Below are 12,622 nucleotides of genomic sequence, written 5' to 3' on the forward strand. Positions count from 1 at the left end.
CGCTTCAGTCCGGCATCTCGCCGGTCGTGGCGAATTCGAGTCGGCGGGCCACGGACACGGACTGGTCCGCGAAGCGCTCGTAGAACCGGGCGAGCAGCGCGAGGTGCATCGCGGAGGCCACGCCGTGCGGCCAGCTGTCGTTGCGCACCGCGGCGTCCAACCGGCTGCTCAGAGCGTCGACCTCATCGTCGGTGCCGCTCAGCCAGGCGGAGTCCGCGGGGTCGGAACCCCGGATCAGCTCTTGCAGGGAACCGGCCATGGTCACGGTCACCTCGCCGAGGGCGGCCACGATGTCGGCGACCTCGTCGTGGACGACCGGGTCCGGATGGCTGTAGCGGACCAGGCCCGCGACGTGGGCGGCCAGATCACCCATCCGCTCGACCTTCACCCCGCAGTACAGGACGGCCAGGACGGTGCGCAGATCACCGGCCACGGGTGATTGCAGCGCGAGCAGCCGCTGGGCGTGGTCCTCGCAGGTGTTGCGAGCGTCGTCGAGCTCGGCATCGGCGGTGAGGACCTGCTCGGCCAGCGACACGTCACCGGTGGTCACGGCCTGTGTGGCGAGACGCATGGCCTCGGCCGCCTGGCCGACCATCGCGGCCAGCTGCTCGCCGAGCTCCTCGAGTTCGCCGTGGAACGCTTCACGCATCTGATCTACCCTAACCGGACATACCAGCTCGTGCGTGATCGGGAACGGCCGCGTTCCGGGCCGGGGTTCGCGGCCCAGGTCAGCGGCGATCCTGGAACCTCAGTCGGATGTGCGGGCGTCCAGGAAGCGGCGGCGACCGAAGTCCAGGTCCACGATTGGCTCCGGGTACGACAGCCCGCGGCGCTGGTCGTCCGGGAGCTTCCACGGCGCGTGCACCGCCGGGCCGTCGATGCCGCGCAGTTCCGGCACGTACCGCCGCACGTAGTCCCCGCGCGGGTCGTAGCGCTCGGCCTGGCGCTGCGGGTTGAGGACCCGGTTGGGCCGGGTGTCCGTGCCGGTTCCGGCCACCCACTGCCAGTTCATCTGGTTGTTCGCCACGTCCCCGTCCACCAGGTGCCACAGGAAGTGCCGGGCACCGGCCCGCCAGTCGTGGTGCAACGTCTTGGTCAGGAAGCTCGCGGTGATCATCCGGGCGCGGTTGTGCATCCAGCCCTCCCGCAGCAGCTGGCGCATGCCCGCGTCCACGATCGGATATCCGGTGCGCCCCTCCGCCCAGGCGCGCAGCTCCTCCGGCGCGTCGCGCCAGTCGTCGCCGCGAGGTCGGTAGTCCTCGATCGAGGTGCGCGGGTTCGCGGCCAGCACCTGGTGGTGGAAATCCCGCCAGGCCACCTGCCGGACGAACTCCTGCGCGCCCTGGGTGCGGGTACCCACCCGGTGCACCACCTCGGTCGGCGAGAGCGTGCCGAAGTGCAGGTGGGGCGACAACCGCGAGGTGCGATCCCCGGCGAGGTCGTCGTGCCCGGACGAGTAGTCGTCGACCAGACCGTCAGCCCATTCCGACAGCAGGCTCCGGCCGTTGCGCTCGCCACCTCCGACCAGGTCCTCGGCCGGGTCGCCGGAGCTGATCTCGGCGGCCTCCGGAACCTTCCCCGGGTCGAGGTCGGGCATGCGCAGCCGGTCCGGTGGGGGCAGCGGCGACCGCTGACCGGTTTCCTGCCAGCGCCGGAGGTAGGGGGTGAACACCGCGAAGTGCGCGCCGCCGCCGGACGGGGTGATCGCACCGGGCGCCACGGCGGTGATCGACGCGTCGTGCAGGTGCACCCTCGCGTCGAGCCCGTCGACCAGCGCGTCCTGCCTGCGCTGCGCGTGACCGCTGACGTCGGCGGCCAGGTGGACGTCGGTGACGTCGTGCTCGGCGACCAGTTCCGCCAGCTCCTGCCGCGGATCGCCGCGCCGGACGACCAGGGCTGCACCTCGTGCGCGCAGGGCGTCGTCCAGGTCGGCCAGGCTGAGGGCCAGGAAATCGGCGCGGTTGGGCCCGGCGAACCCCGTTCCGGTGATCGCGGGATCGAGGACGAACAGCGGGATCACCCGGTCCGCGCCGGTCGCCGCGGCGTGCAGCACCGGGTTGTCGTGCACCCGCAGGTCGCGGGTGAACAGGGCGACGGCGACGGTCATCGGAAAGCACCTCACGGGTCTCGGTCGTGCGGGTCAACAGGATGCCCGAATCGTTCGGGCACGACCCGTCCCGCACGCCGCGGCGAGTCGGCGATGGCTCTGCGGAGCCCCTCGGTTCGAGGAACCATCGCGGTATGCGGTGCGTGGTCATGGGTGCGACGGGTTACATCGGTGGGCGGCTGGTGCCCGAGCTGCTCGACGCCGGGCACCGGGTGCGGGTGTTCGCCCGCTCCCCGGAGAAGCTCGACGACATGCGGTGGCGCGACCAGGTGGAGGTGGTGCAGGGCGACGTCTCCGATGCCGAGAGCGTCGCGCGGGTGCTGTCGGACGAGCAGGTCGTCTACTACCTGGTGCACTCGCTGACCAGCCGGGATTTCGTCGCGCTGGACCGCGCCGCCGGGCGCACCGTCGCCGACGCCGCTCGGGAGGCGGGCGTCGGGCGGATCGTCTACCTGGGCGGAATCGTGCCGGGGGAGCAGGAGCTGTCGCCGCACCTGGCGTCGCGGACCGAGGTGGGCCGGGTGTTCGCGGACTCGGGCGTGCCGACGATCGTGCTGCGGGCGGCGGTGATCATCGGCTCGGGGTCGGCGAGCTTCGAGATGTTGCGGTACCTGTCGGATCGGCTGCCGGCGATGGTCACGCCGCGCTGGGTGCACAACCGGATCCAGCCGATCGCGGTGCGCGACGTGCTGCACTACCTCGTGCGCGCCGCCGAGATCCCCGCGGAGACCAGCGGGGCGTTCGACATCGGTGGTCCGGACGTGCTGACCTACCTGGACATGATGCACCGGTACGCGAGGGTCGCCGACCTGCCGCGGCGGGTGGTGCTCCCGGTGCCGGTGCTGACGCCCTGGTTGTCGGCGCAGTGGGTCAACCTGGTCACCCCGGTGCCCAAGGCGATCGCGGTGCCGCTGATCGAATCGCTGGTGCACGAGGTGGTCTGCCGCGACCACGCGGTGGCGGACCACGTCCCCGACCCCGAGGGCGGCTTGACCGGCTACGAACGCGCGGTGGAGCTCGCGCTGGCGCGGATGCGCAGCGCGGAGGTGCCGACGCGGTGGTCGGACGCCACCGGACCGACCGCCCCGTCGGATCCGCTGCCCAGCGACCCGGAGTGGACCGGTGGCAGCGTGCGCGAGGACGTGCGCGAGCAGAGCACGGCGGCGTCGGTGGAGGCGTTGTGGGAGGTCATCGAGTCGATCGGCGGCGAGCACGGCTGGTACTCGTTCCCGCTGGCGTGGTCGGTGCGCGGCTGGGTCGACCGGCTGGTCGGTGGCGTGGGGCTGCGGCGGGGACGCCGGGACCCGCATCGGCTGCACGCCGGGGAAGCGCTGGACTGGTGGCGGGTCGAACACGTCGACCGCCCCAGGCTGCTGCGGTTGCGGGCGGAGATGAAGGTGCCCGGTCGCGCCTGGCTGGAGCTCGGCGTGGAACCCGCCGACGACGGCGGCGCGATCTACCGGCAGCGCGCGGTGTTCGAACCGCACGGGTTGACCGGACAGCTGTACTGGGCGGCGATCTACCCGTTCCACGGTCTCGTGTTCGGCGGGATGGTCCGCAACATCGCGAACGCCGCCGATCTCCGGCGCGCACCTCGAACCCCGCGCTGAGCGCGCCCGGTTCGCGCGGTCATTCGGTTCGGACGGACCAGTGGCTGAGCAGGATCAGCGCCACGGCCAGCGCTGCGGTGGTGAAGAAGGCCGCGCCTTCGCCGAGCACGAGGCACAGCAGGGCCAAACCCGCCGTCGTGAACCCCAGCGCTCTGCGCGTGGTCCCCCAGTCGCGGAACCGGGTCCGGGGGTGGGTCAGCTCGCCGGCCAGCGCCGGATCGTCGGTGCGCAGCTGTCGTTCCATCTCTCCGAGGATGCGGATCTCATGGCGTCGAAGCATGGCGTCCTCCGGCGGTCGGCGGGCCTGGTGAGGCAACCATGCAGACCCGCCACCGGTACGGGTAGGGCCGATAGGCCCTCCCTCCCTCGCCCGGGACGGGAACAGGTGAGCGGCCTGGCCGAACCGGAGCGCGTTCGTGAAGAATCTCCGGTGCCGGCTCGGCACGTCCGGGCTCAGACTGACGCCTACTGATTGGGACACGACCTATGCGGACCGTTCCGCTCGGAACGAGCGGTGCTGCAGCCCCCAACGTCATCTCCGGGATGATGCGGATCGCGGACAAGACCGATGAGCAGATCCGCGAGCTCTACACCACGGCCCGCGAGGCCGGGATCGACTTCTTCGACCACGCGGACCTCTACGGCTTCCGTCACCCGGGAGGCGGCACGCACCACTGCGAGCGCAGGTTCCACGAGGCGTTGGGGCTCTCCGCGGCGGAGCGCGAGCAGATCACGCTGCAGACGAAGACGAGCATCGTCGACGAGGAGTGGCACTACGACTCGTCCTACGAGCACATCGTGTCCTCCGCGGAGGATTCGCTGCGGGCGCTGGGCACGGACTACCTCGACGTGCTGCTGCTGCACCGCCCGGACGCGCTGGTCGAGCCGGACGAGGTGGCGCGCGCTTTCGACGAGCTCGAATCCGCTGGGAAGGTGCGGAGCTTCGGCGTCTCCAACCACACACCGCGGCAGATCGACCTGCTGAAGACCGCTGTGCGGCAGCCGATCGTGGTCAACCAGGTGCAGTTGTCGGTGACGCACGCGACGATCGTCGCGCAGGGCCTGGCCGCCAACACGGCCGTCGACGACGCGCTCACCCGCGACGGCGGTGGCCTGGTGGAGCACTGCCGCATCAACGGGATCACCGTCCAGGCGTGGTCGCCGTTCCAGAAGGGGGCCCAGGGCGGGGTCTTCCTGGGCGACGCGGAGTTCCCGCGGCTCAACGCGATGCTCGACGAGCTCGCGGCCGAGTACGGCGTCACGCCCCTCGCGATCGCCACGGCGTGGATCACCCGCCACCCGGCCGGCATGCAGGTGGTCCTCGGCACCACCACCCCGCAGCGCATCACCGATGCCGCCGCGGGCTCGGACATCCGGCTCACCCGAGGAGAGTGGTACGGCCTCCTCCAAGCAGCAGGCCACCACGTGCCGTGACGCGGACACCCGTGGGAATGAAGGACACGACGCAGGACCCTGCGCTCGGCCAGGAAAGACCTGGCCTGGGTGCTGCCTCGCAGAACCGGGCGGAGATGCGGACCGAGTTGCAAGCAGTGGGTGTACTCGCGCGCTGGACGTGGGTTGATCGGGTCGCGCGTGTGGTCACCGAGGTGCTGCCGCCCTCCGTGGTCGTGACTGTGTTGCCGCTGATCGTGGCGTGGCAGGCGACCCGTGCCGCGGGCCCGACGCTGGGGTGGGGGCTGCTGGTGGCTTTGACCAGCAGCGTGCTGCCGATGGGGGTGATCGTGTGGGGTGCGCGTTCGGGGCGGTGGGACGGGCACCATGTCCGCGATCGGAAGGGCAGGCTCGTGCCCTTCCTGGCCCTGATCGTGCTGAGCAGCATCGGTTTGGCGCTGCTCATGGCTCTGGGTGCGCCGTGGATGTTGGTGGCGCTGGACGTCACGATGGTCGCCGCCTTGCTGGTCACCGGGACGATCACGATCTGGTGGAAGGTGTCCTTGCACGCCGCCGTGGCCGCCGGCGCGGCCGTGGTGCTGGTGGTTCTGCACGGGCCGGCCTGGTTGCTGTCATCGCTGGTCGTCGCGGCGATCGCGTGGTCGCGGGTCCGGCTTGGTGACCACACGACGGCACAGGTCGTGGGTGGTTCGGTGGTCGGCGCGGCCGTCGTCGGGGGACTGTTCGCCGTCCTGGTCTGACGGGTCTCGGGTCAGTTGCGCGGGTTGAAGTGTTGGCGTTCGAGGGCCAGGGCGACGAGGACTCCTGCGAGCAGGCCCCAGAACGCGGAGTTGATGTTCAGGGGGTTCACGCCCGAGACGGTGACGAGGAAGGCCAGCAGGGCGCCGAGGGTGAAGTTCGTGCTGAACGCCGTGACGAAGGCGCCCTGCAAGGCTCGGAGCATGGCCAGGCCTCCCAGCACCGCGATGAACGCCGGGGGCGTGGCCAGCATGAAGCTGACGAACGCCGGGGCGAACAGGCCGACGACGATCGCGCCGAGCCCGCACACGATGCCCGCCGTGTACTGGCGGGAGCGTTCGGTGGAGGCGACCAGGAGCGCGTTGGTCGGGCCGGTCAGGCAGGTCGAGACCGCGCCGACCGCGGCGGCCGGCAACGACCAGAGCCCGCACAGGACCGCGGCCACGTTCGTCGGCGGGTTGTGGCCTGCCTGCTTGAGAACCGCTGTGCCCTGGCCGTTCTGGACCACCAGGACCGTGATCGCCAGCGGCACGACGAGCTCGGTGATCGCCCGCCAGGAGAACTCCGGGGTCTGCAGCATCGGCTGGGCGAGCCATCCCGCGCTGTCGAGGCCGAACCGGCCCGACGCGGCGACGGCGAGAGCGCCGGCGGCCAGCGCGCCGAGGATCGGCGGCACCAGGCGTCCCGCGCGGGGGAATGCGCTCAGCAGCGCGAAGACCGCGATCATGGGCACGGCGACGCTCATGTCCGAGCCGGTCGCGGTGACGAGGTCGAGCCCGAACCGCAGGAACACCCCGGCGACCATCGCCATCACGATCGGCATCGGCAGGGCGGCCATGATCGTGCGCACCCAGCCCGTGAGGCCGATCGCGAGGATCAGCAGCGCGGTCACGACGAACGCCCCCAGGACCTCCGGCCAGCTCAGGTGGTTCAGCGATGCGCCGACCACCACGGTGCCCGGGATCGTCCAGAAGAACGCCAGCGGCTGCCGGTAGACCCAGGACGCGATGGCGGTGAGGATGCCGTTGAGGAAGAACACCCCGAACACCCACGACGCCAGCTGCGCCGAGCTGAGGCCGCCGTGGGTGCCCGCCGAGAGGATCACGGCGATCGGGCCGCTGGCGGAGAAGACGAGACCCACCACCCCGCCCGCGACCGACGCCCCGCTGAGGTCCCGCAGCACCCGGCGCGGCCCCGTGGCGGGGGAGGCGGGACGTTCGAACCGCTCCCGGTGGACCGGCTTCTCGGTGTCGACGTCGTCGAGCGTGCTGGTCACGAATCCCCCTCGGGCGGAGAAGATGCCGGGCGTCCACGACGGACACCCGGCATCGGTGGAGTCCTGCTGAGAGCTGTTGAGCCGTGCGGCGGAAGCCGTGCCGCCCTCAACAACCGTCCTCAGCCGGTGATCTTGTTGGGGTGCACTGCCAGGGGTGTGACCTCGATGTTCATGTACGGGAACAGCGGAAGCCCGGACAGCACGGAGTGCAGCTCGTCGTGGTCGGCGAGGTCGACGACCGAGACGTTCGCGTACTCGCCCGCGATCCGCCACAGGTGCGGCCACTTGCCCTCGCGCTGGAGCTTCTGGCTGTACTCCTTCTCGCGCGCGAGGAGGTCGGCGCGCTCCTCCGGATCGAGGTCCGGCGGGAGGTTCACGTCCATGCGGATGTGGTAAAGCACGAGTGTGTCTCCTGTGGACTGATCGGTCAGGCGGGGTCGAGGACGAAGCCGTACTCGATGGCCTCGCCACCGGAGACCGGCTTCGGGGCGAGCATCAGCTCGGGCTTGACGGCCGAGGCGATGTCGTCGTCGTTGTGCTCGTCCCCCGGGAAGTACAGCTGCGCCGTCAGCAGCTCGTGGCCCGGTGCCGACACCTTGACGTGCAGGTGCGCCGGACGCCACGCGTGCCAGCCGGCCGCGGAGATGAGCTTGCCGCAGGCCCCGTCGGTGGGGATCTGGTACGGAGCCGGGCGAACCGTGCGGATCTCGAAGTTGCCGTCGGCGTCGGTGGTGAACGACGCGCGCAGGTTCCACTCCGGGATGTTCGGCGCGAACTGCGAGTAGTAGCCGTCGGCGTCGGCGTGCCACAGCTCCACCTTCGCCCCCGCGAGCGCGGAGCCGTTGGTGGAGGTGACCTTCCCGGTCCAGGTCAGCGGCGTGCCCGATTCGTTCTCCCGCATCGGGACCGACCCGCTGGAGCCCTGCTCGGGGGCGTCCGGGACGTAGTACGGGCCCTCGATGGTGCCCTTGTTGCCCTCGCGGTGTTCGGTGGCGACCTCCTCGACGACGTGCTCGACCCAGACGTCGAGGAACAGCGGCCACTCGCCGTCCTCGCCGACGCTGATCAGCCACGCCTTGAGGGCGTTGTACTCGTCGTAGGTCACCTTGTGCTTGCGGATCGTCTCGTGGACGGCCTCCAGCACCTCGCGGGCGAGGGTGCTGACGCGCTCGGGCGGCGTGTTCTCCACGCCGACCAGCTTGTCGCTCTTGAACCGCTCGGTGGCGTTGGCGCCGGAAGCGGCGGCGGTGGCCGCATCAGAAGCGGTGGTCATGGAATCCTCCTCGATTCGTGGTGGGTCAGGAGTCCTGGCGGTAGTGCCGGAGCTTGTCGGGATCGAGTTCGGCGCCGAGACCGGCGCCGGGTCGGACGGTGAGCTCACCGTCGCTGATGCGCAGCGGTTCGGCCAGCAGGTCGTCGCTCATGTCCAGGAAGTTGGACAGCTCGCCGGCCCGGCGGGAGGTCAGCGAGTAGGCGGCGCCGAAGGCGACGCTGCACAGGGAGCCGAGCTGGCCGTCGATCTGGTTGCCCATCACGACCTCCAGCCCGAGCCCTTCGGCGAGGTGGTGGGTGCGCTGGGAGCGGGTGAACCCGGTCCGCGCGGTCTTGATGCTCACCGCCGTGGCAGAACCGCCGAGGATCTCCCGGGTGACGTCGGCGGGGGAGACGGCGGATTCGTCGGCGATGAACGGCACGTCGAGCTGCTGCACCAGCCAGCGCCGCCCGAGCACGTCGTCGGCCGGGCACAGCTCCTCGGCGAAGAGCAGGTCGAGGTCGGCCATCTCCTTCATGGCGCGCGCGGACTCGGCGGCCGTCCAGCCCCGGTTGCCGTCGACGTAGAGCTCGACGGAGTCGCCGAGCCCTTCGCGCAGCGCGCGCACCACGGCGGTGTCCAGGAACACCGGACGGCGACCGACCTTGACCTTGAACGTGGTGATTCCGTAGTTGTCGCGCATCTTCTCGGCCTCGGCCAGCATCGCGGCCGGCTCGTCGAAGCCGAGCATGTGCGACACCCGCATCCGGTCGGTGAAGCCGCCGAGCAACTCGGTCACCGACACGTCGAGGGTGCGGCCGAGCGCGTCCCACATCGCCATGTCGATGGCCGACTTCGCGGTCGGGTTCCCGACGGTGCGCCCGAGCCTGGCGTGCGCGGTCTCGCGGTCCAGCAGGCTCAGGCCCACCAGCTGCGGAGCGAAGATCGAGTCGATGACGGCGACGATCCCGGCCTGGGTCTCGCCGTAGGTGAACGGCCGCGGCGGTGCCTCGGCCACGCCGACGATCCCGTCGTCGGTGTGCACCCGCACCAGCACGTGCTCGGCGGCGTGCACCTCGCCGGAGGCGAAGCGCAGCGGCTTGCGGTACGGGATGGCGAACGGGATCGCTTCCACCTGGGTGATCTTCATGAACCGGCCTCTGCTGGTGGTCGTGCGGACGGGAAGACGTCCTCCAATTCGGCGAGGACTGTGTTGACCAGGGGCGAGCTGGTCTCGCGGTGCCAGGCCAGCGCCAGCTCGACGGTCGCCGCGCCGGCGAGGTCCCGGAACACCACCCCGGCCAGCGGCAGCGAGCGCGCCGAAGCCGGAACGACCCCGACTCCCAGACCGCCCGCGACGAGGGCGAGCAGTGCCGCGGTCCCCGGGGCCTGGTGCTGCTGGTGCGGGGTGAACCCGGCGTCCCGGCAGCTGCGCAGCACCGCCGCGTGCACGACGGAGTTGCGCCCGTCGTAGGTCACCAGCGGTTCGGCCCGCAGATCGGTCGTGGCCACCACGGGCTCGACGGCCAGCCGGTGGTCGGCGGGCACCGCCAGCACCAGCGGCTCGACCTCGATCACGCGGTAGTCGATGTCGTCACCGGTCACCGGCGGCCGGAGCACGCCGACGCCCAGCGAACCGTCGCGCAGCTGCTCGCACTGCTCGGCGGTGAGGAGTTCGGCGTGCACCTCCAGCTCGACCTGCGGAACGCGCTGGGCCAGCGCCCGGGCGAGGTGCGGCAGGTGGGAGAACGCGGCCGTGCCGGTGAACCCGACCCGGACGAGCCCCAGCTGCCCCTCGCCGATGCGCTGCACTCCGCGCACCCCGGCGTCGACGGCGGCGAGCACCCGCTGGGCCTCGCCCAGGAAGAACTCGCCCGCCGGTGTCACGCGGACCTGCCGGGTCGTGCGGGCCAGCAGCGCGACGCCGAGCTCGTCCTCCAGCTGGCGGACGGTGTGCGAGAGCGCGGGCTGGGCGATGTGCAGCTGCTCGGCGGCGCGACCGAAGTGGCACGTCTCGGCGACGGTGACGAAGTAGCGCAGGTGGCGAAGCTCCACGGCGGGCCTCCTCCCTCGTCCTCGTCGCCGATTTTTCTCACGGTAGGCAACCCGCTCATCGAAGACAAAGACTTGGTTTCGCTCGATTGATAAACAGCGTGGATGAATAACACCCTAAGCCAGGTCTGGGTATTTGCCTGGTGTGACCGGCACCACGAGGTGTCATGGTTCCCAGTCATGCCACGGCGGCCAGTTGTCGCCGCGAGGCCGATCAGAGTCGATCTGGGCCGTTGGAGGATCCATGACCGAGATGCTGAACCACGTGTCCGCCGTCGTCGCAGACGCTGTCGTGGAGGACCGCGAGGCCGGGGTGTACCGGGCCAACCGCCGGATCTTCACCGACGAGGAGATCTTCGAACTCGAGATGAAGCACATCTTCGAGGGCAACTGGATCTACCTCGCCCACGAGAGCCAGCTGCCGAACCCGGGTGACTACTTCACGACCTACATCGGCCGCCAGCCGGTGGTCATCACCCGCGACAAGGACGGCGAGCTGCACCTGCTGATCAACGCCTGCGCTCACCGCGGTGCGATGATCTGCCGCCGCAAGGCCGACAACCGCACGACGTTGACGTGCCCGTTCCACGGCTGGACGTTCCGCAACGACGGCAAGCTGCTCAAGGTCAAGGACCCCGACGGCGCCGGCTACCCGGACTCGTTCGACACCGGCGGCTCGCACGACATGACCAAGGTCGCCCGCTTCGACTCCTACCGCGGTTTCCTGTTCGGCAGCCTCAACCCCGACGTGAAGCCGCTGAGCGAGCACCTGGGCGACACCACCAAGGTCATCGACATGCTCGTCGACCAGTCCCCGGACGGGCTGGAGGTGCTGCGCGGCGCGTCCACCTACACCTTCGACGGCAACTGGAAGGTGCAGGCCGAGAACGGCGCCGACGGCTACCACGTCACCGCCACGCACTGGAACTACGCGGCGACCACGGCCCGGCGCGGCACCGGCGAGTCCAAGAACAGCACCAAGACCCTCGACGCGGGCAGCTGGGGCAAGTCCGGCGGTGGCTACTGGTCCTACCCCAACGGTCACCTGTGCCTGTGGACGTGGGCGGGCAACCCGCAGGACCGCCCCCTGTGGGACCGCATGGACGAGCTCAAGGAGGAGTTCGGCGAGGCCAAGGGCGAGTTCATGGTTCGCGGCTCCCGCAACCTGTGCCTGTACCCCAACGTGTACCTGATGGACCAGTTCTCCACGCAGATCAGGCACTTCCGGCCGATCGCGCCGGACAAGACCGAGGTCACCATCTACTGCATCGCCCCCAAGGGCGAGAGCGCCGAGGCGCGGGCCTGGCGGATCCGACAGTACGAGGACTTCTTCAACGCCTCCGGCATGGCCACTCCCGACGACCTGGAGGAGTTCCGCTCCTGCCAGCTCACCTTCCGCGCCACCGCCGCGCCGTGGAACGACATGAGCCGCGGGGCCGAGCACTGGCTCACCGGCCCCGACGAGGTCGCAGAAGCACTCGACATGCCGGGCGTGATCTCGGCGGGCAAGAAGAACGAGGACGAGGGCCTCTACCCGGTGCAGCACGGCTACTGGCAGCAGACCATGCAGGCCGCCATCGCCGCCGAACGCGCCGCCGAATCCCAGTGACCCCCTCTGCGCCAGGAGAGTTCCCGATGACCGTCCACGCTGACGCCACCGCCACCACCACCGGAAAGCCGATCACCCAGCAGGACATCGAGCAGTTCCTCTACCGCGAAGCCCGCTACCTCGACGACCGCGAGTTCGAGAAGTGGCTGGAGTGCTACGCCGACGACGTCGTCTACTGGATGCCCTCGTGGGGCGATGACGACCTTCTCACCGAAGATCCGCAGACCGACATCTCGCTGATCTACTACCCGAACAAGGGCGGCCTGGAGGACCGGGTCTTCCGCATCCGCACCGAGCGCTCCAGCGCCACCTCGATCCCGGAACCGCGCACGAGCCACAACATCAGCAACGTCGAGCTGATCGAGCGCCGCGGCGACATCGTGGACGTGCGCTTCAACTGGCACACCATGTACTTCCGGTACAAGACCGTGGACCCGTACTACGGGACGTCGTTCTACACCATCGACTTCTCCGGACCGGCGCCGCTGATCCGCCGGAAGACCGTGGTGCTCAAGAACGACTACATCCACCACGTCGTCGACGTGTACCACATCTGAGCGAGGCG

At 70.2% G+C, this 12,622-nt stretch carries 13 protein-coding genes; 5 read left to right on the plus strand and 8 right to left on the minus strand.

Annotated features, from left to right (window positions below):
* Positions 1–4: 4 nt before the first annotated feature.
* Both KBO27_RS30710 and KBO27_RS30715 read right to left on the minus strand, forming a co-directional pair.
* On the minus strand, positions 5–649 hold the full coding sequence (locus KBO27_RS30710; protein WP_210973347.1) for a phosphate signaling complex PhoU family protein: 645 nt from the start codon (positions 647–649) through the stop codon (positions 5–7).
* Between the two features lie 99 nt (positions 650–748).
* A complete protein-coding gene (locus tag KBO27_RS30715; RefSeq protein ID WP_210973348.1) occupies positions 749–2,107 on the minus strand; it encodes a cryptochrome/photolyase family protein in 1,359 nt (452 codons plus the stop codon).
* A gap of 134 nt (positions 2,108–2,241) precedes the next feature.
* Here KBO27_RS30715 and KBO27_RS30720 point away from each other — a divergent pair, with 134 nt between their 5' ends.
* The gene (locus KBO27_RS30720; protein ID WP_210973349.1) at positions 2,242–3,717 is read left to right on the plus strand and encodes an SDR family oxidoreductase; all 1,476 of its coding nucleotides are present in this window, start codon (positions 2,242–2,244) and stop codon (positions 3,715–3,717) included.
* 19 nt (positions 3,718–3,736) lie between these two features.
* Here KBO27_RS30720 and KBO27_RS30725 read toward each other — a convergent pair whose 3' ends face one another.
* Positions 3,737–3,997 (minus strand): DUF3040 domain-containing protein, encoded by a 261-nt coding sequence (locus KBO27_RS30725; protein WP_210973350.1) that lies wholly within the window; start codon positions 3,995–3,997, stop codon positions 3,737–3,739.
* Between the two features lie 206 nt (positions 3,998–4,203).
* Here KBO27_RS30725 and KBO27_RS30730 point away from each other — a divergent pair, with 206 nt between their 5' ends.
* A complete protein-coding gene (locus KBO27_RS30730) occupies positions 4,204–5,151 on the plus strand; it encodes an aldo/keto reductase (RefSeq protein ID WP_210973351.1) in 948 nt (315 codons plus the stop codon).
* Positions 5,152–5,246: 95 nt separating this feature from the next.
* On the plus strand, positions 5,247–5,870 hold the full coding sequence (locus KBO27_RS30735; RefSeq protein ID WP_210973352.1) for a phosphatase PAP2 family protein: 624 nt from the start codon (positions 5,247–5,249) through the stop codon (positions 5,868–5,870).
* 11 nt (positions 5,871–5,881) lie between these two features.
* On the opposite strand, the gene KBO27_RS30740 is transcribed toward KBO27_RS30735, so the two are convergent.
* The 5 genes from KBO27_RS30740 to KBO27_RS30760 all read right to left on the minus strand — a co-directional run bounded on the left by KBO27_RS30740 (position 5,882) and on the right by KBO27_RS30760 (position 10,451).
* Complete coding sequence (locus tag KBO27_RS30740) at positions 5,882–7,144, minus strand: benzoate/H(+) symporter BenE family transporter (RefSeq protein ID WP_210973353.1); 1,263 nt, start codon at positions 7,142–7,144, stop codon at positions 5,882–5,884.
* Between the two features lie 119 nt (positions 7,145–7,263).
* A complete protein-coding gene (gene catC, locus KBO27_RS30745) occupies positions 7,264–7,545 on the minus strand; it encodes a muconolactone Delta-isomerase (RefSeq protein ID WP_132685452.1) in 282 nt (93 codons plus the stop codon).
* A 26-nt stretch (positions 7,546–7,571) separates the two neighbouring features.
* The gene (gene catA / locus KBO27_RS30750; protein WP_210973354.1) at positions 7,572–8,417 is read right to left on the minus strand and encodes a catechol 1,2-dioxygenase; all 846 of its coding nucleotides are present in this window, start codon (positions 8,415–8,417) and stop codon (positions 7,572–7,574) included.
* Positions 8,418–8,442: 25 nt separating this feature from the next.
* Positions 8,443–9,546: a mandelate racemase/muconate lactonizing enzyme family protein gene (locus tag KBO27_RS30755; protein ID WP_210973355.1), complete on the minus strand. Its 1,104-nt coding sequence runs from the start codon at positions 9,544–9,546 to the stop codon at positions 8,443–8,445.
* Complete coding sequence (locus KBO27_RS30760; protein WP_210973356.1) at positions 9,543–10,451, minus strand: LysR substrate-binding domain-containing protein; 909 nt, start codon at positions 10,449–10,451, stop codon at positions 9,543–9,545. Before KBO27_RS30760 ends, KBO27_RS30755 begins: the two co-directional genes overlap by 4 nt.
* A gap of 241 nt (positions 10,452–10,692) precedes the next feature.
* On the opposite strand from KBO27_RS30760, the gene benA reads away from it, so the two are divergent.
* Together benA and benB are read left to right on the plus strand one after the other, a co-directional pair.
* On the plus strand, positions 10,693–12,057 hold the full coding sequence (gene benA / locus KBO27_RS30765) for a benzoate 1,2-dioxygenase large subunit (protein WP_210973357.1): 1,365 nt from the start codon (positions 10,693–10,695) through the stop codon (positions 12,055–12,057).
* A 26-nt stretch (positions 12,058–12,083) separates the two neighbouring features.
* Positions 12,084–12,614 (plus strand): benzoate 1,2-dioxygenase small subunit, encoded by a 531-nt coding sequence (gene benB / locus KBO27_RS30770; protein WP_132618271.1) that lies wholly within the window; start codon positions 12,084–12,086, stop codon positions 12,612–12,614.
* The last annotated feature ends 8 nt before the right edge of the window (positions 12,615–12,622 follow it).

It is taken from the genome of Saccharopolyspora endophytica, from assembly GCF_018070075.1.
Classification (GTDB): Bacteria; Actinomycetota; Actinomycetes; order Mycobacteriales; family Pseudonocardiaceae; genus Saccharopolyspora; species Saccharopolyspora endophytica.

Bases quoted from the DNA above. Each gene is read 5' to 3' on its own strand.
- KBO27_RS30710 (WP_210973347.1), bottom strand. From the start codon at position 649: ATGCGTGAAGCGTTCCACGGCGAACTCGAGGAGCTCGGCGAGCAGCTG.
- KBO27_RS30715 (WP_210973348.1), bottom strand. From the start codon at position 2,107: ATGACCGTCGCCGTCGCCCTGTTCACCCGCGACCTGCGGGTGCACGAC.
- KBO27_RS30720 (WP_210973349.1), top strand. From the start codon at position 2,242: ATGCGGTGCGTGGTCATGGGTGCGACGGGTTACATCGGTGGGCGGCTG.
- KBO27_RS30725 (WP_210973350.1), bottom strand. From the start codon at position 3,997: ATGCTTCGACGCCATGAGATCCGCATCCTCGGAGAGATGGAACGACAG.
- KBO27_RS30730 (WP_210973351.1), top strand. From the start codon at position 4,204: ATGCGGACCGTTCCGCTCGGAACGAGCGGTGCTGCAGCCCCCAACGTC.
- KBO27_RS30735 (WP_210973352.1), top strand. From the start codon at position 5,247: ATGCGGACCGAGTTGCAAGCAGTGGGTGTACTCGCGCGCTGGACGTGG.
- catA (WP_210973354.1), bottom strand. From the start codon at position 8,417: ATGACCACCGCTTCTGATGCGGCCACCGCCGCCGCTTCCGGCGCCAAC.
- KBO27_RS30755 (WP_210973355.1), bottom strand. From the start codon at position 9,546: ATGAAGATCACCCAGGTGGAAGCGATCCCGTTCGCCATCCCGTACCGC.
- benA (WP_210973357.1), top strand. From the start codon at position 10,693: ATGACCGAGATGCTGAACCACGTGTCCGCCGTCGTCGCAGACGCTGTC.
- benB (WP_132618271.1), top strand. From the start codon at position 12,084: ATGACCGTCCACGCTGACGCCACCGCCACCACCACCGGAAAGCCGATC.